This is a genomic window from Methylobacterium sp. A54F (assembly GCF_053346035.1).
In genome coordinates, this window is record NZ_JBKFBF010000011.1 from 47,323 (window position 1) to 64,246 (window position 16,924).

The 16,924-nt window shown below is 64.5% G+C and carries 12 protein-coding genes and 1 pseudogene; 6 read left to right on the plus strand and 7 right to left on the minus strand.

Going from position 1 to position 16,924, the window contains the following annotated elements; all coding sequences use genetic code 11:
- Positions 1-7 precede the first annotated feature (7 nt).
- Both ACLBXP_RS18100 and copM read right to left on the minus strand, forming a co-directional pair.
- Positions 8-1,447 (minus strand): YncE family protein, encoded by a 1,440-nt coding sequence (locus tag ACLBXP_RS18100; protein ID WP_447669143.1) that lies wholly within the window; start codon positions 1,445-1,447, stop codon positions 8-10.
- Between the two features lie 48 nt (positions 1,448-1,495).
- Positions 1,496-1,894 (minus strand): CopM family metallochaperone, encoded by a 399-nt coding sequence (gene copM, locus ACLBXP_RS18105; RefSeq protein WP_447669144.1) that lies wholly within the window; start codon positions 1,892-1,894, stop codon positions 1,496-1,498.
- Between the two features lie 196 nt (positions 1,895-2,090).
- Between copM and ACLBXP_RS18110 the strand changes: the two genes are divergently transcribed.
- The 3 genes from ACLBXP_RS18110 (at position 2,091) to ACLBXP_RS18120 (ending at position 4,361) form a co-directional block, all read left to right on the plus strand.
- Positions 2,091-2,600 (plus strand): RNA polymerase sigma factor, encoded by a 510-nt coding sequence (locus ACLBXP_RS18110; protein WP_447669145.1) that lies wholly within the window; start codon positions 2,091-2,093, stop codon positions 2,598-2,600.
- A complete protein-coding gene (locus ACLBXP_RS18115) occupies positions 2,597-3,391 on the plus strand; it encodes an anti-sigma factor family protein (RefSeq protein WP_447669146.1) in 795 nt (264 codons plus the stop codon). The genes ACLBXP_RS18110 and ACLBXP_RS18115 overlap by 4 nt, the downstream gene beginning before the upstream one ends.
- An 85-nt stretch (positions 3,392-3,476) precedes the next feature.
- Entirely contained in the window at positions 3,477-4,361 is an 885-nt protein-coding gene (locus tag ACLBXP_RS18120; protein ID WP_447669147.1) for a LysR family transcriptional regulator, read from the plus strand.
- A 13-nt stretch (positions 4,362-4,374) separates the two neighbouring features.
- Here ACLBXP_RS18120 and ACLBXP_RS18125 read toward each other — a convergent pair whose 3' ends face one another.
- Both ACLBXP_RS18125 and ACLBXP_RS18130 read right to left on the minus strand, forming a co-directional pair.
- Entirely contained in the window at positions 4,375-5,454 is a 1,080-nt protein-coding gene (locus tag ACLBXP_RS18125; protein ID WP_447669148.1) for a molybdopterin-dependent oxidoreductase, read from the minus strand.
- A gap of 65 nt (positions 5,455-5,519) precedes the next feature.
- Entirely contained in the window at positions 5,520-6,581 is a 1,062-nt protein-coding gene (locus ACLBXP_RS18130) for a YeiH family protein (RefSeq protein WP_447669149.1), read from the minus strand.
- 529 nt (positions 6,582-7,110) lie between these two features.
- On the opposite strand from ACLBXP_RS18130, the gene nikR reads away from it, so the two are divergent.
- Together nikR and ACLBXP_RS18140 are read left to right on the plus strand one after the other, a co-directional pair.
- On the plus strand, positions 7,111-7,557 hold the full coding sequence (nikR, locus tag ACLBXP_RS18135) for a nickel-responsive transcriptional regulator NikR (protein WP_447669150.1): 447 nt from the start codon (positions 7,111-7,113) through the stop codon (positions 7,555-7,557).
- 246 nt (positions 7,558-7,803) lie between these two features.
- Positions 7,804-9,822 (plus strand): TonB-dependent receptor, encoded by a 2,019-nt coding sequence (locus tag ACLBXP_RS18140; RefSeq protein ID WP_447669151.1) that lies wholly within the window; start codon positions 7,804-7,806, stop codon positions 9,820-9,822.
- 1,056 nt (positions 9,823-10,878) lie between these two features.
- Here the strand turns inward: ACLBXP_RS18140 and ACLBXP_RS18145 are convergent.
- The 3 genes and pseudogenes from ACLBXP_RS18145 to ACLBXP_RS18155 all read right to left on the minus strand — a co-directional run.
- Positions 10,879-12,264, minus strand: a complete 1,386-nt coding sequence (locus ACLBXP_RS18145) for a hypothetical protein (protein WP_447669152.1) — start codon at positions 12,262-12,264, stop codon at positions 10,879-10,881.
- On the minus strand, positions 12,257-13,267 hold the full coding sequence (locus ACLBXP_RS18150) for a nucleoid-associated protein (RefSeq protein ID WP_447669153.1): 1,011 nt from the start codon (positions 13,265-13,267) through the stop codon (positions 12,257-12,259). The genes ACLBXP_RS18145 and ACLBXP_RS18150 overlap by 8 nt, the downstream gene beginning before the upstream one ends.
- Positions 13,268-14,089: 822 nt before the next feature.
- Positions 14,090-14,668, minus strand: a pseudogene (locus ACLBXP_RS18155) (IS3 family transposase); the annotation flags it as partial.
- Between the two features lie 426 nt (positions 14,669-15,094).
- Here ACLBXP_RS18155 and ACLBXP_RS18160 point away from each other — a divergent pair.
- Positions 15,095-16,468, plus strand: coding sequence for a reverse transcriptase domain-containing protein (locus ACLBXP_RS18160; RefSeq protein ID WP_447669154.1), 1,374 nt, complete (start codon positions 15,095-15,097; stop codon positions 16,466-16,468).
- Positions 16,469-16,924 lie beyond the last annotated feature (456 nt).

The window sequence follows — 16,924 nt, forward strand, 5'->3', positions numbered from 1 at the left end:
CCTCTCGTCACTGCGGCGCCTGCGTCTGGACCGTCGCGCCGGTCTCGCCGGGCTTGCCCTCGACGATGACGAGGCTGCGCCGGGCGGCCGCATCGGCGATCTGCGTCACCTGCCGGATCGGGCCGACGGCGTTGACGATGGCCGCGCCCGCCGGGTTCGTCATGAAGGCCGCGAGCGGCTCCACGGTCCCGGTGCCCTTCGGATCAGCAGACAGGGCCAGGACGTAGGGCTTCTTCGGCGTGAGGCCGGTCACCGCCGCTTGCAGGGTTTGCAACACGCCCTGGTCGAACAGCGTCACCTGCGTGGCCGTTTTGCCGTCCGGCCCGGCCAGCGTCAGCGTGCTCGATTGGCCCGCCACGCCCAGCGGCTGGAGGTTCGGCGCGCCGGCCCCCGCCGGCACCGCTTCCGGAACGTAGGCGACGCCCTGAGGCCCCTGGCCGATCGGGATCGTGGCGATGACGGCGTTGCTGCCCGTGCCGATCACCGCGACCGCATCGGCATTCTCCAGGCCGACATAGATCCGCGATCCGTCGCCTGAGGGCCAGAGGCCGTGGGGAAGCGCACCGGTGGGGATAGTCGCGACCTGCGTGAAGTCGTCGGTGCGGAACACCTTCACTTCGTTCAGGCCGCCGATCGTCACGTAGGCGAACTGCCCGGCCTTCGTGCGCGCGATGTTGACGTGGTTGGTGATCGGGCCCGTCTCGATGGTCTTGAGCACCTTGAAGGGCGGCGTGGCCTCGAACACCTGGACACGGCCGACGTCCTTGAGGGTGAACCACACCTGCTTGCCGTCCGGCGTCGCCGCGATGTCGGGGCAGAACGGGCTCTCCTGCTTAATCCGCCCGACGATCTCGCGGCTCTTCACATCGATGGCGACCGTCTCGGGGCTGAAGCTGGAACAGACGTAGCCGTAGCGTCCGTCGGGCGAGAAGATCGTCATGCCGGGCCCGTTCGGCACGGTTATCCGGCCGGTCTCCTTGCCGGTCCCTGCGTCGAGGATCGCGACGTAGTCCTCGCCGCGTACGCTCACCCAAACTTCGCGCCCATCCGGTGTGAAGAACGCCTCGTGTGGCGAGCGGCCGACATAGGTCGTGTGGCGCACCGTGTTGGTGGCGGTGTCGATGAAGCTGATCGAGTTCGAGCCGATCGAGACGGCGAGCAGGGTCTTGCGGTCGGGCGAGAAGCCCATCCCATGGACGAGGAGTTGGCCGCGATAGAGCGGGCTCAGGTTCGCGGGCGTCGTGTCGCCGAGGCGGATCACGCCGAGGAGTTTGTTGGCGGTGGGATCGATCACCGAGACCGTGTTGGAGAACTGGTCCGAGGTATAGAACCGGTCGCGGGGGCCGATCGGCACGTCCGGCGCCGAGGCGGACCCCGGTGCCTGACCCGCGAGGGCGGTTCCGCCGAGGAGGGCGAGCAGCAGGGCCGCCGGAATGACGTGTCGCATCGTAAGGTCTCTTCGCGCTAACGAGTGGGATGGCGAGCGGCGATCCGCTCAGTGATGGTGAGGGGCCGGGATTTGCTGCGGCGCGGCTTGCGTGACCGGCCGCTCGGCCAGGGCGCGGCGCATGACTTCGATCTCCTGCGCCTGCTCGACGATGATGCCCTGCGCGAGCCGGCGCAGGACCGGATCGCGGCCATAGGCGAGTTCAGCCTTCGCCATCTCGATCGCGCCCTGATGGTGCGGGATCATCATCGCGGCGAAGTCCCGGTCGGGGTCGCCGGACGGCGCCACCGCCATGTCCGCGTGCATCCTGGCCATCGATTGGGCCATCATCGCATCGAAGCCGCCGGGGGCGCTCTCCGCATGCCCGGCGCGCATCATCATGCCGCCGCTCAAGGCACCCCCGGCCATGAGCAGGGTGATGAGGATCGCCGTCGGTGCTCCGCGCATGGTGTCTTCCGCAGTGTCGAGGTCACGCGGTGAGAGATGCCGACGGGGCCTAGATATTCCCCGCGGCACCGGGCATGCCGATCACGGATGCGTGATCGGATTTTGACATGGAAACCCGGAATAGATCCGGCGTTTCAGGCATCTCTTGTCCGAGTGGCGGCGCGAGCATGGCCACCGCTCCGATCCGGAGACCGCCTTGGACGATCTCGCCGTCCTGATCGAACCGCAGATACCGGCCCTGCGCCGCTACGCGACCGCGCTGCTGCGCCAGCGTGAGGCGGCCGACGACCTCGTTCAGGACACGCTGGAACGGGCGATCCGCGCGTGGCCGCAGCGCCGCAAGGGCGATCTGCGGGCGTGGCTGTTCGCGATCCTGCGCAACCGCTACCTCGAAGGCGTCCGCCGCCGCCGGGGCATCGAGGTCGGCGTGGAGGCGCTGGACACGATCGCCGACGTGGGGGCCGATCCCGAGGCGGCTTTGGGCGCGCGGGACGTGCTTGATGGGATCGCCGCGCTTCCCGAGGAGCAGCGATCTGTCCTGCTCCTCGTCGCGGTCGAGGACATGTCCTATGCCGAGGTCGCCGCCGTGCTCGCGGTCCCCGTCGGCACGGTGATGTCGCGCCTCAGCCGGGCCCGGGGGCGGATGCGCGCCTTTCTCGATCTGGCCCCCACGATCGTCACCGGGCATCTGCGGAGGGTGAAATGACCGCGTCCGACCCGCGTCCCGTCGGCGAGGACGACCTGCACGCCCTCGTGGATGGACGGCTCGATCCGGGCCGCCGTGCCGCCGTCGAGGCGTGGCTCGCCGCGCATCCGGAGGCGGCCGCCCGGGTCGCCGCCGATCGGGAGGTGCGGGACCGCCTGCGGGCGCGGCTCGCGCCCGTGGCGGAGGAGCCGATCCCCGTCCGCCTGCGCATTGCGAACCTCGCGGCTCCGCGCCGAATGGGCATCCCGCTCTGGTGGACGAACGTGGCGGCGGCACTCCTGCTCGCTTTCGGCGGCGTGGCCGGGTGGGCCGGGCGCGGCTCCGTGCCGGGCCCGGGCGCCCCCGCCGAATCGATGACCCAGGCGGCCGTCTCCGCCTTCCGCACCTACGTGGTCGAGGCCGCCCATCCGGTCGAGGTTCGTGCCGACGGCTCGTCCGACCTTGTGCAGTGGCTCACCGCGCGACTGGGGCGGCCTGTCACCGTGCCGGATCTGCAGGCGCAGGGTTTCCGGCTGATGGGCGGCCGCCTGCTCCCCGCCGGGGACGGGCTGGCGGCCATGCTGATGTACGACGACGACCGGGGCACCCGTTTGACCCTCTACAGCCGGGCCGGGCCCTCCGGTGGGCGCGGCGTGTTTCGCTATGCCCGCGCGGACGACGTGGCGGCCTTCTCGTGGATCGATTCGGGCATGTCTTACGTGGTGACCGCCCGCACGGACGAAGCGCGGCTGCTCCGGATCGCCCAGGCGGTCGATGCGCAGATCTCGGGCCAACGCGACGGTGCGCGGTGACGCGCGCGTCGGGTGTGCATAGAGACGCGACGGCCCCGCCTTACCTCTCCCCCGTCAGCCCAGGCCCTGCTGAGCCCAAGACGCCATGACCCTCGACCAGTTGCGGATCTTCGTGGCGGTGGCCGAGCGCCAGCATGTCACCCGGGCAGCCGAGGCTTTGAATCTCGTCCAGTCGGCGGTCAGCGCCGCCGTCAACGCGCTGGAGACCCGACACGCCGTCAAGCTGTTCCACCGGGTCGGCCGGGGCATCGAGTTGACCGAGGCAGGCCGCGTCTTTCTCGGTGAAGCTCGCGCCGTGCTCGTCCGCGCCCAGGCGGCCGAACTGGTGCTGGCGGACCTCAGCGGCCTGCGGCGCGGCACGCTGGCCGTTCGAGCGAGCCAAACCATCGCAAGCCACTGGCTCCCCCGGCACCTCGTCGCCTTCCGGGCGGCTTACCCGGACATCGCCCTGCGGCTCGGCATCGGGAACACGGCAGAGGCCGCCGAGGCGGTGCGAGCGGGGACCGCGGAACTCGCTTTTGTGGAAGGCGCGATCGACGACGCCAGCCTGGGGAGCACGCCGATCGCCGAGGACCGGCTGGTGCTTGTGGTCTCGCCCGGCCACCCGTTGGCCGGATGCGCGCGGCCGAAATCAGCCGACCTTGCGTCGGCCTCCTGGGTGCTGCGGGAGCCCGGATCGGGCACCCGCTCCGCCTTCGAGGCGGCGCTCGTTGCTTTGGGTATCGCGCCGGATGTGCTCGCCGTTGCCCTGGAACTGCCGTCGAACGAGGCCGTCCTCGCCGCGGTCCTGGCGGGGGCCGGCGCGAGCGTACTGTCCGAAGCGGTTGTCGGACCCGCGCTGCGGACCGGCGCACTCGTCGCCGTGCCCTTCGAACTGCCGACGCGGACCTTCCAAGTCCTGCGCCACAAGGAGCGTTACCGCAGCCGCGCCGCCGATGCGCTGCTCGCCATGATCCACGCTGCCTCCTGACCGGCTTCGCAACTCAGGCGACCTCGACCCGCACACGGTGCCACGAGGCGCTGAGGTAGCCCTTGAAGTTCCACGTGTCGTCCGGCTGCGCGGGCTGTGTCTGCCCGGCCGAGTCCCAGGCGCGCACCGCGAGTTCGTGTTCGCCGGACGGAAGGTCCAGCACGATCTCCCAGAACGTCCAGGCGAAGGGTGTGCCGGCCTCGTGTTCCAGCGTGGCCTGGCGCCAGGAACGCCCGCCATCGCCCGAGACATCGACCCGCACGACCGCCCGGTCTCCCGCGATGGCGTACCCACGGACGGGGGTCTCGCCCGCTGTGAGCCGGGCCCCGCGCGGGGGCTCACAGATCGCCGCGTTGAGCGGCATCGTCTCGATGGTGTGGCCTCGGGCCGGGTCGGCGGTCTCGGCTGTCACGTCCGGCGGAAACAGCTTGTAGTCATCGGCTTGCATCGAGCTGGCCGACGGATGGTCCTGCACCGTGATGCGCCGCAGCCATTTCGAGCTGCGCACTCCCGCGAAGCCCGGCACGACGACACGGGCCGGGAAGCCGTGCTCGGGCAGCAGCGGGGCCCCGTTCATGGCGAAGGCCAGCATCGTCTCGTCGGCGAGCGCCTTGGCCAGGGGAATCGAGACGCCGTAGGGCCGGCCGTCGACCACGTCGTGACTCTCGAAGGCCACATGGAGATCCGCTCCCGGCGTCACCCCTGCCGCCCTCAGGACGTCGCCGAGGCGGATACCCGTCCAGTCCGCCGTACCGATGGCGCCACCGTCCCAGGGATCGCCCGAGACCGGCGCCACCGCCCGCATATCGGCGCGGCGGTTGCCGGCGCACTGCATCGTGGCCGTGACGGTCGCCTCGGGGAAACGCGCGCGCAGATCTGCCAGGGACAGATCGAGGGGGCCGATGCCCTCGCCATCGACGGACAGGCGCCATGTAGCGGCGTCGATCTCCGGCAGGTCGCCGTGGGAGCGGACATAAAAATCGTCCGCCCTGGTCCGGTAACTGGTCCGTAGGCGGGATAGCGGTGGTTCGGCGTTGTAGGGGTACTCCCCATGAACGATCAGGCGCGCCATCCGCTCAGCCAAGCTCGACATCGGGTGTTTCTCTCGAAGAAGGTTGGGGTCCAACGCACTCGGATGTGCCGAGTGGCAGGCTGCTCTCAGGCGATGCCGAGCAGGCGGATCAACCCGAGGCTCACGGCGGTCAGAGCGGCGAGCGAGGCGACGACCGCCAGGGTGACGCGGGGTCCCGCCTTGACGACGCTGCGCACATCGACCCCTAGGCCGAGGGCCGCCATCGACACGATGGTCAGCCCGTTCGCCGTCGCGGCCATGGGGTGCACGGCCGCCTCGGGAATAAGCCCCGCCGAGCGGAGCCCCGCCAGGGTCAGGAAGGCGAGGATGAACCACGGCACCAGCCGGTGCAGCGGCACTCGGCTAGGGGCGGGGCCCTCGTCGACCATCTGGGAAGGGACGGTCGCATCCGTTGCCGCCCGCAGCCGGCTCACCGCCAGCGAGAGGGCCAGCACCACCGGCCCGAGCATCAACACGCGGACCAGCTTAACCAGGGTTCCGACCTGAACGCTGAGAGCCGCCACCGGAGCCGTAGCAGCCAACACCTGCGGCACGGCATAGACCGTAAGCCCCGCGAGCACGCCGTACTGCATCGGCGAGAGCCCGAGCAGCGGCACGAGCAGGGGCAGGCCGAGGACGACGAGGACTCCGAGCACGGCGGTGAACGCGATGGACGAGGCGACGTCCTCGCCGTCCGCGCCTATCACCGGGGCCGCCGCCGCGATCGCCGAGTTTCCGCAGATCGAGTTGCCGCAGGCGACGAGGATGGCGAGGCGCGGGGCCAGCCCGAGGGCCCGGCCGATGCCGTAACTCCCGGCGATGGCGAGGGCTACCACCCCTGCGATGCCGATGAGCAGCCCGGGCCCCGCCGCCAGTAGCGTACTCAGGCTCAGCGAGGCGCCGAGCAGGACGACGGCGATCTCCAGGACGGTCTTGGCACCGAACGCGATCCCGCGAACGTAGCGCTGACCCGGGCTCCAAGCTGTGCGGACGGCCGTGCCCAGCACGATGGCGAGAACGAGAGCCTCCAGCCAGGCCCGGCCAAAGAGATACTCCTCGGCCTCCTCCAGAGCGAGGGCGGCGCCTGTCACCGCAAGGCATAGGATCAGGCCCGGCAGGACGGGACGCGGGTCAAGCTTGTGCGGCATGCAAGAGGTTGCTGCGGACATAGTGCGAACACATCGTGGGCTGGATCTGCCCCGATCATGGCCGCGGGCAATCGATCATACCAACGGAACGTATCGAACGTTTTGATCGATTTATCGGATGATTTACGGGCGATCAGCGAAACTCGTCCATCCGTATGGCGATGAGTGATTGGAGTTAGTTACACAGAGTTCGTGGGAGCTCTGCAGGTGTTGATTATCGGGTTTCCATCGCGAAAGGGCGAAGGGTTCAGACGAGCTTGTGACGACAGGCCAATCGCCAGTACGCCGGGCGGGCGCTGTTCGAGATACGTTCGATTTCTGAAAAGTACCCCATCAAAACAGATGGACCGCTTCCGGCCAGCGTCAGTCTCACCGGTAGGCCCGTCGGGATAACTGGGGTGGGTGGTTTTCGGCTGGTCTGCTTCCAAGCGGTGCGGGCATACAAGCGGACGTCACGATGTAGGCTCTTTGGCTTTCCACCGCTTCTTCATGCCCTTACCAAAGGCACCGATCAGCCAACGAGACCGGCATGCAGCGCATCACGATTACGATTGACGACGAGTTGCTGCTCGCCATTGATCGCCTCTGCGTTCAACGCGGCTATGGCAGTCGGTCCGAGGCTGTCCGGGACCTTGTCCGTGATGCGGTTGCTCCCCAGCGGGCAGAGGCTGCCGGGTCAGCTCCTTGCTACGGGGCGTTGAGCTATGTCTACAATCACAGCATCCGCGACTTGGCACGCCGCCTGACCGACGAGGGTCACCATCACGGCGTTTCCATCGCTAGCATGCATGTGCATTTGACCGGCGACGATTGCCTCGAAGTCGCTGTGCTGCGCGGGCCGGTCACGGCGATGCGGGCCTATACCGATAGCGTCATTACCCAGCGCGGGGTGCGCTACGGTCACCTGCATCTCCTCCCTGAGAACGGCAGTTCGGTCGTTCCCAGCCATGGCCACGGCGAAAACGCAGAGCCCTGAGGACTGCCGGCCACAGCCCACGGTGTGAACTTTGCGTATGTTTTGCATACGCAGGACGTGCGAGGAGTACGTCCTGGTCCTGCCTCCGGAACGCCGTTGTCCCGCTCTACCCTGTCGCCCTCTCTCCGTGCGCATCAACGGATCCTGCTCAGTTCCGCCTGCGCTCTAGCGGTGGTGTCCCAAGCCTGGGCTGGCCCAGCGGCGACCGAGGCCGCTGGCACCATTGCCCTTTCGGAGATTTCAGTGGTGGCGGAGGCGCCGGCCGCCACGTTCACAGCGACCCCCAACGCCAGCGCGGCCTATGTCGGCGGGGTCACGGATATTGGCGGCGGCCAACGCCCGGTCGATGCCGCGAGTGCGGGCATCATTACCGGAGCCCAGATCAACAGCCGCCCGGTCACCCGCCCCGGCGAGGTGCTGGAAGAGGTGCCGGGGCTGATCATTACGCAGCACTCCGGCGAAGGCAAAGCCAACCAGTACTTCCTACGGGGCTTCAACCTCGACCACGGTACTGACATCGCGATCCATGTCGATGGCATGCCGGTGAACATGCGCACCCATGCCCACGGTCAGGGCTATGCCGACCTCAACTTCCTGATCCCCGAGCTTGTCGGCGCGGTAGAATTCCACAAGGGTCCTTACTTCGTACGCGACGGCGACTTCGCCTCGGCCGGTTCGGTGCGGATCGACTATCTGGACAAGCTCAACCGCAACATCGCGCTTACCACCTTCGGCAGCTTCGGGCTCAAGCGGGCGCTCTCGGCCGCGTCGGTGCCTCTCGGGGAGGGCAATCTGCTCATGGCCGGCGAGGCGCAGACCTATGACGGCCCCTGGGTGGTGCCCGACGCCCTGCGCAAGCTCAATGGCGTGGTCCGGTACAGCCAGGGAACGTCTCTCGACGGCTTCGCCGTCACCGGCATGGCCTACTGGGCCAAGTGGAACGCGACCAACCAGATCGCGGAACGAGCGGTCAGCGAGGGGATCATCGGCCGCTACGGCACCCTCGACCCGACCGATGGCGGTGACACCGGCCGCTTCTCACTATCGGGGCGGTGGAGCCAATCGGACGCGGGAGGTGTCACGAGGGCCTCGGCCTACGTGATCCGCTACCAGATGAACCTCTGGAACAACTTCACTTACTTCCTGAACGACCCCATCAACGGTGACCAGTTCCGCCAGCGCGACAGCCGTGTGCTCGGCGGCGGCGAGGTCTCACGGGTGTTCCTCGGCGATCTGTTCGGATTGCCGATGGAGAACGAGATCGGGTTCCAGACGCGCACCGATGACATCCGTGTCGGGCTCTTCAACACTACGGCCCGCCAGTATCGCTCGACGGTGCTCGATGACCGCGTACTGGAAGCGAGCGCGGCGATCTACTACGAGAACCGGGTGCGCTGGACCGACTGGTTCCGCACGAGCGTCGGCTTCCGTGCGGACAGCTACTACGCCGATGTCCGTTCAGACACGCCGGCTAACTCGGGCAAGGCCCGGGACGGGATCGTCAATCCGAAGCTCGGCGCTGTGTTCGGGCCGTGGCTCGATACCGAGCTGTACCTAAACTACGGGGGCGGCTTCCATTCGAACGATGCCCGGGGTGTGACGGCGACCGTTGATCCGGTCAGCCCGCTGTTCAACGTCTCGCGCTCGCCGTTCCTCGTGCCGTCGACCGGCTACGAGGTCGGCATCCGCAACCGCAGCATCGCCGGACTGGAAACCTCACTGGCCTTGTTCCGGCTGGATTTTGCCTCCGAGAACCTGTTCCAGGGCGACACCGGCACCACCGAGCCGAGCCGCCCAACCCGCCGCTTCGGCATCGAGTGGAGCAACCACTACGCGGTGACGCCATGGCTGGCGCTGGAAGGCGACCTGACTGTCACCAATGCCCGCTTCTCTGATCGCGACCCGGTGGGCCAACGCGTGCCGGAGGCCCCCACTACCATTGCATCGGCCGGCATAACCTTTGGCGAAGGCCTAGGCTGGTTTGGCAGTCTGCGGTTCCGTTACTTCGGTCCGCGCCCGTTGATCGAAGACAACTCCGTGCGTTCCAAGCCCACCGCACTCCTCAATGGGCGGATCGGCTACAACTTCGACAACGGGATAAGCCTCTCGCTCGACGTACTGAACCTAACAAACGCCAAGGCCGATCAGATCACCTACTACTACGTGTCCCGCCTGCCGGGTGAGGGCGCTGATGGGGTGGCCGACCGCCATTTCCATCCTGTCGAACCGACCGCCGTTCGCCTGACGCTGGCGGGCCGCTTCTGACGCTGTGTCTTTTGGACTGGAAGGGACATCTTGATGCGCGCACTCGCTATCGTTGTAGGACTGTTGGCCGCCTCGTGGGTAGGCTCCGCCTCCGCCCACGGATGTCATCGGGGCTGGCAGCATGGCCAATCTGACGGCTGGCACAGTCACGGATTGAAATGCGATGCCCGCAAGGGGCTCGGCGTATCCCGTCGTGGCAAGCCGCTTGGTCGTCGGGCCGCCTGAGCAAGGTCGGCGCCCAAAGTGGAAACTGTCTGCTTTCCGGTAGCGCAGACAGCTGCCTATGCGTCCGAGTTGGGTCAGGAGGAGGCCGTCCGCTTTTCCGGCACACCTGCTCCGAAGCAGCCATTCCGCTTTCGGCCAATCTCTGCCGTCCGTGCAACCCGTTGCATCAAAACCGTTGCGCGCGGTCTGCATTCTGCGTCGCCCTGTCGACATGGTAGATCCACGACCACCTGCCGTACCATCGGCTGGTATTCTTCGCCTACCAGACCGCTTGCAGCATCTTGTGGCGGGAGAGCCCCGAGCGATCCGGTCTTTTGCGGAGCCATAGGGGCGTCTAACCGGACCGGGCATGCTGAACAGTACCGGCAGTCACGCCAACCAGTAAGAATGACTCCCGCCGTTCCGTGGCATCGCGTGGCCGCCTGCATCCGAGCTGCCTCCCTGGAACGCGTTGCACGCGATGCCGTGCGCAAGCGAGCCGTCGTACAAGCGGGCAGGGGACGCTGAACTCCCGGTCAGGCCGGCTCCTCCTCAAAGTGCGATAGCAACTCGCCGCAGGAAAGGCGGATGATCGGCTTCGCGCCCATCTCGGCCATTTGCCAACCATCGCCGAAGCGGACGTCGCCTTCAGCCGGATGGCAAGTCTCAGATGCGCCATGAACGGACACCAGCTGACCGCCCAGTAGCGAACATTCAGTTTCGGCTGACCGTCGCCGTGTCGGTCCCTGGAGCGGGCCGCTCCTATGCGATCAGTTCTACCGAGCGATCAGCCGAACTGCGGGGACACGGAGTGTCCTCTCCTCCCCTGGTGCTTCTGACAGCGCAAACCACTTACGGCTGTGGGTGGACCCGCGGCGTGGGAGCCATTTTAGGCTTGGCGGGCGTTGGCGGAGCCGGATCGGGTGGCGGGCTTTGCTTAGGCGGCGACGCGTTCGTCGGTGTGTTGGCTGGCGAGACAGGCGACGGAGGCGTCGGAGCCGGTGCGACAGGCGTCACAGCCGGCGGGATCGGTGTTGGTGCCGACGCCGAGACCTCACCCGACCAACAGCTCATGTACGGAACTTTGGTCACTTGATACGCAACGAATGTGGCCACCGCTGCCCCGAAGACTGCGAGCACGCCAACAAACCCCAGAAACCTTCGCTGCCATTTTATCCGACCGGCGAGGGTAACGAAAATCGTATCGAACTGATCGCTGAGCGCCGCAAAGTCCCGCTCAAATTTGGTTTTTTGGCGCGCGATATCGTCGGATATGGACGCCAGCGTCGCCCATTGGTTTCCGATGGCGATCGCCAAGAGCGCGACGAAGATCCATGCGCCCACGACGACGGCGAAGTTGGTCCAGAACTCGACGCCGCAGGCGGATATGACTTTCAGCTGCGAGGCGACGATGACCGTCGCGACCGGGATACCGAGCAACTGCGTCTGGATATCGATAATCGTTTTGTGGATCTTGTTGAGATAATCGATGCGTGCGGCTTCGATTTCGTTGCGGATCTTTGAGTACGAGAAGCTGGACGCGAACAGCTGATAGCCGTTTCGCACTTCCTCGTTCACCGAACCGAGGTTTGCGATGAGGTGGCGAAACCGGACTGCGACCGGCTGAGACGCGCAGATCCCGATGACGGCTTCGGCGAGGATCGCGAGCTTCTGGTCTCGGTGAATCTCGTCGGCGCACGCGCTGAGAATGGCGTCGGCGTCGGAGACACTCACACGGTCCAAGTCGGCGGCCTTATACGCCAGCGGAACGCTGAACTTGCCATCCTTGACGAAGATCAATTCCCTTTTGAATTGATCGATATAGGCCGCTGCTTCGCCAACGAGCTTCGTGAACTCGAGGACCTTGCGATAGGTCGCTAAGCGCTCGGGACAGGGATCGATGTCCGGTGTGATACCGCCGTCGACGACGAAGTAGGCGCGCGGTTCTTTGACCCGCGCTTCCGGGGTATCGAGCAACCCATCGAAGTCGCGAACGAGGGTGCCGAGCGCAGTCCGGGGTGGGCCGACGCGGACTGATACGATGTGACCGACTTGAAGCACGTCGTCGTCGAGCACGACGATGTCTGCGTCAACAGCGACATCCTGGTTATCTTCGATGAGTTGGATGACCTCCAGGACTTCTGGGGTCGCAATCGACAGCCTTCCCTGATCGCCGTTCTGATCGAAGGCGATATGACGATACAGCAGGGTCAGCTGGTCGAATGTGATCCTAGCCATCTTGGCTGAACTCAGCGCGCAGCTGCGCTGTGAGATCCTCGGGCAGGCCGGTCAACGTGAGGGTATTGTCCTCAGCGTTGAACCGCACGTTTCCGCGGGTGATCGCGTCGCGATTGAACTCGATGCTCCAGGTCGGGGTCTTGCCCTTGAATTTGATCAGTGGTCCGAGGGCGCGGCGATCAGGCACGAAGCCGTCGTTGAGGCGCAGATCGGGATCGGCCAGAACGGTCATCAGCCTCTCGGGATCCTGCGGGCTCAGTTCGTTGGCCAGCGCCTCGAAGCTGAGTTCCTCCTGAGCTTTGGCCGAACGCTCGCAGATGGTTTTCGCGCGGGCGAGGAAATCGTCCTTGCTCGGGGTGTCCATGCCTTCATCGATGGCGAATGCCATCAGCGCCTGGACGAGCTCGGCCGTGTCGCGGCGGTTCTGGACCGTGGTGTCACAGCCGAGGAATTCCTTGAAGTACTCGGAGACCTCGCGCTTGCCCTTCAAGAAGCCGATGTAGCGCTCCTCGCCGTTGGCCCAGCCGGTCATGTTGATGCGGCCCGCGAACCGAAAACCGTCCATGTCGAGATGGCGGACATCCTGGACATCGAGGTCGCTCGTCATCGACGCGCCGAGTTTCTCGTTGACGATCGCGATGAGGAGGTACTGCCGTTCTTCGCGCTCAAAGTGAGCGAAGAAGACGTGGCCGCCCGTGGCAGCGCCCTTGTAGCCCGCCTGAGCTTTCAGCGTTTCCATCATCTTGTGCGTCAGCGTCGTGAAGTCACTGGGCTGGACCTTGAGGTAGGCGCTGAGGTGCTTCTCGGTCGGAAATCGATCTTCATCGACCGCGAATTTCCCGTAAGATTTCGAGGTCCGCTTGGCGTAGAGAGCGGTGAGGTCGTCGATCACGCGTTGCATCGTCTGAGTAATTTTCAGATCGCTTTTTCCGTGCTTAACGACGAAGGCCCCCTGGGTTTTGGTCAGGTCGTGGATCGCGACGCGGATAATGGTGTTTGTCACCTACCCTCCCAACGGCTAATGCAACGACCTCAGGTGTCGTTCGCTGCGGCCGAGACTGGCTTGGTGCAAGGACGCTGACAACCCAGACGATACGATCGCCGCCCCCTGTCCCGAGCTCCTTTCGGGGTGAGTTGGACCGTGCAGAGCGCTAACCCCGCATCCCACGTGATCCCGCTGTTTTACACCGTGAACGAAACAAGAACAAGTGGGGGTTGGCAGCGGCGTGCTCGCTAGGCCAAAGCGCAACGGTCTAAAAAGGACACTCAAGCAAACCCCTCGGAATGCGCCAAAAGGGCGAAAAACCGCGGTGGAGCTCAACACCCCCAGTCAACCCCTCCGAGGGTTCATAGCCCCGCGCTGGCCGCCCAAAAGCTGACATTCCCGATGCCTGGAATGGGTCACTCTGAGGCATTCACCTGAGCCGCGCAGAATGTCCGCTCGCCCGCGCCCTAAGCCTTGAACCGGACCAGCCGCCTTTCGGCCAATCTCTGCCGTTCGTGCAACCCGTTGCACCAAAACCGTTGCGCGCGGTCTGCCCTCTGCATCCCCACGCTGCGTTCGCAGATGCGCAGTGTCCAAGCCGCTCGGCTGACTTCCCTGCCTGGGGTCTAGCTGCGGATCGACATGCGATCCAGTTTAACACTTTAATTCCCAATGTTTGCGTAGTGGTTCCGCTTCATGGGCGATACATGAGCCCAGGATTGTTGCCCTAGATGATCCGCAAGATGCAGTCGATTTGACCGGTATTTTGGACCGAGCCGAGTGAGAGGCTACTGAATGTCCGCTGCCATGTGCAGCCGAAAGGCCAGATCTCGGAAGCTGACAGGCGCGGGTGTGCTTGTCGGTGAGCGTCAGGATGCGAACGCTTCGCCCATCGTGCGCCTCGGCCTGCACGAAGTCGAAGCTCCGGACGTAATTGCAGTGGAGCGGCCGTAGTCGCACGCGGGAACCGTCGTTCAGCCAGAGGTGGCTGCGCGGTCGGTGCTCCTGGGGACCTTGAGCCCCTCGCGACGCCAGATGCGCTGAACCTGATCCTTGCCTACCTGCCAGCTGTCTGCCTGCAGCAGGCGGTGACACGTCGGTAGCCGTAGCGCCCGTACTCGGACGCTACGGTGATGATGGTCTGGGCCAGCGCATCCTCGTCGGCCAACACGCAGGGCACATGGCGCTGCGTGCCGCGGCGCTGGACAATGATCCGGCAGGCGTAGCGTTCCGATAGGCCTTGCCTCTCCCGGGTGCCGTCGACCGGCTGCCTGCGTCGCTCGGGGACTACAAGTCTCCCGATGCGACGTCCGCCAGCGCCTGCTTTTCCAGGTACAGGTCAGCCACAAGCCGCCGCAACCGAGCGTTCTCACACTCCAGATCTTTCATCTTCCGCGCCTGTTCGACCCGGAGGCCGCCGTTACTGGACGGGGTCAATGAGGACGATCGTCCACTGATGGTTTCAGGCGGCGACTTCGCCTTCGGCTGACAAGCCTCGACCGGCGGTTCCAGCGTGCCCCAGGGCGCCTCGCTCGGCATCAACTCTCCTCGAGGTGGATCGACAAGGTGTGCTCTGAGCCAAATCGCTCCAACGGCAGTAAACACATTTTGTATCACATCTGAGATGCATACATTCTGTACCGCCTGATGGTCATATCGACTCCGACTCACGGCAATACCTAGAGTTAACCATACGAGTATTTGACAAAATCTGGATCTCGCTTATGGTGTCAGCACAGTCTGAAGGCTGTGCTTTGTCGGTTTGGCCGCCGAGAAAGCGGACGACTGGCAGTTTGGGTGTCCCACTCCCCGCTGCCAGTCGTCTAGCAGAGTGGGAAAAAAGATATGCCTACCAATGTGGTCCAGCCCGGCTACACGCCGGCTGATGCAGTTGCTAACGCTGAGCGCCAAGCAAAGGCAGTCATCAGACGTGCCCGAGGCGCTGAGCAAAGATTGGTCAAACGGATCACGAAGCATATCCTAGAGAAAGAATGGAACAAGGCCTACTATCTCTGCAGCGTCTATCTCGGAAGCCGCAGCAGTCGCATTTATGCGGTCGACCGAGAGAACCAAAAGCTTGATCGTAGGCGGCGAAAAGATGCGCGTGGCCATCATGGATTTGACAACCGTGTTTCTGCGGTTGCGGTGATTGCCATCGCTGACCAGCTCGATCTCTGGCAGCCTTCATTCGAGTACGTTTCCTGCGAAGAGCTCAAGAAACCCAGCGGCGGCATTCGCTATGTGTGCGCATTCGGCTTTGGACACAAAGTCCGACAGGCCATGGTCAAACGCGTTCTGGATTGCCTCACATCTCGGCTACATCCAAGGCAATATATGCTTCGTGGTGGCGTCAATGCCGCCATAGGAGACATCGGACGCGAAATTACGTCGAGAGGCTTCCGATGCGCGGCAGAACTCGACATCAAAAGCTGCTTCGGCTCGTTCGATGAGAAGAAGCTCCCCAAGCTCCTTCCGGGCATACCGGAAAGGGTCGTGGAGACGTCTATAGTCTCCACTGAAATGAAGCTCCATCATAGGACGCTTCCATATAACTCGAAGCAACCCACCAACTCGCTCTCCAAGAAGTTCCAGCAGGGCTTGCCCCAAGGCTCGGCAGCATCTCCGTATGCCGCCGAGTTGTTGATCGCATTGGTGCTGAATGAGGTATCAGACGGGCGTCTTCCGGCGTCGGTCCTGCTTGTCACCTATGCGGACAACATTCTCGTACTCGGGTCTGCCCAGGACGATGTCGCCTCAGCATGTGACGTCCTGACCGAAGCCTTTAAAGCTTCGGCTGTTGGTGCTCTGGAGCTGAAGACAGCAGGAGTTAAGTGGCTTGCCCGAGGAATCGACTACCTCGGATATCGCATCCGTTCGGACGGCGGGTCCGCGATAGTACGAGCGAGTAGCAGAAACCGGGACAGAATTGTGCGGAGGGTCTGCAGCGCAGCAAGGCGAAAAGAGCCGAAGCTATCCATCGATCGGCTCGCAAGAAGCTGGAGTGCATCCTTCAAATGCGATCCGACTGCCAGACATTGGTTAGATCAAGTTGTGTCTGCTCAGCATCGAGATCCCTTGAGCACTCGTATGGCGTTACAGCTGAGCCGATATTATGCCAAGTCAATGCTCCCGAGCGGCCGTTTCTCGCTCGCCGAAGTCATGTTTGAGATGCCGAGGCGATTGCGTCCGACCAAGATAAGGTCCAGTTGCATCCCATAGAGTGCCGGTTCCAGCCGTTCAGCCACATATGACGGATAAAATTGGCCGGTCGTACAGGGCCGCGATTTAGGTCAACTGTGCAACGGGTTGCATCGGTACCGGTTGCCCTAATCGGGAGGCTTCCGCCGGAGCAAATTGAGTGGATTAGCCGGGGCAGGACCCCATGCCAGTCTGCACTTTCAGTCCGTGAGCACGCGTATCGCGGACTATGAGGAGTAAGCGTCAGCGGCTCCGCCGCTCGTTTGCCGCATATCGACGCTCAACACGCTCACTGGTACACCACGACGGTACACTGAATTGTGTCCGTCTGAGGATAAGTCGTTGATCTGACTGGATATTGCGCAAGAGGGTTCGAATCCCCTCAGCTCCACCAAGGATTCTCGCGTAGACCGCGTGATCCTGGCGGTCGCCGAAGTCCCCGGTATATCAGTAGCTTAGCTCTGACGTCCTGCATCA

Coding starts and splice junctions, on each gene's coding strand:
- nikR (WP_447669150.1), top strand. CDS start 7,111: ATGCAGCGCATCACGATTACGATTGACGACGAGTTGCTGCTCGCCATT.
- ACLBXP_RS18130 (WP_447669149.1), bottom strand. CDS start 6,581: ATGCCGCACAAGCTTGACCCGCGTCCCGTCCTGCCGGGCCTGATCCTA.
- ACLBXP_RS18120 (WP_447669147.1), top strand. CDS start 3,477: ATGACCCTCGACCAGTTGCGGATCTTCGTGGCGGTGGCCGAGCGCCAG.
- copM (WP_447669144.1), bottom strand. CDS start 1,894: ATGCGCGGAGCACCGACGGCGATCCTCATCACCCTGCTCATGGCCGGG.
- ACLBXP_RS18160 (WP_447669154.1), top strand. CDS start 15,095: ATGCCTACCAATGTGGTCCAGCCCGGCTACACGCCGGCTGATGCAGTT.
- ACLBXP_RS18100 (WP_447669143.1), bottom strand. CDS start 1,447: ATGCGACACGTCATTCCGGCGGCCCTGCTGCTCGCCCTCCTCGGCGGA.
- ACLBXP_RS18115 (WP_447669146.1), top strand. CDS start 2,597: ATGACCGCGTCCGACCCGCGTCCCGTCGGCGAGGACGACCTGCACGCC.
- ACLBXP_RS18125 (WP_447669148.1), bottom strand. CDS start 5,454: ATGTCGAGCTTGGCTGAGCGGATGGCGCGCCTGATCGTTCATGGGGAG.
- ACLBXP_RS18145 (WP_447669152.1), bottom strand. CDS start 12,264: ATGGCTAGGATCACATTCGACCAGCTGACCCTGCTGTATCGTCATATC.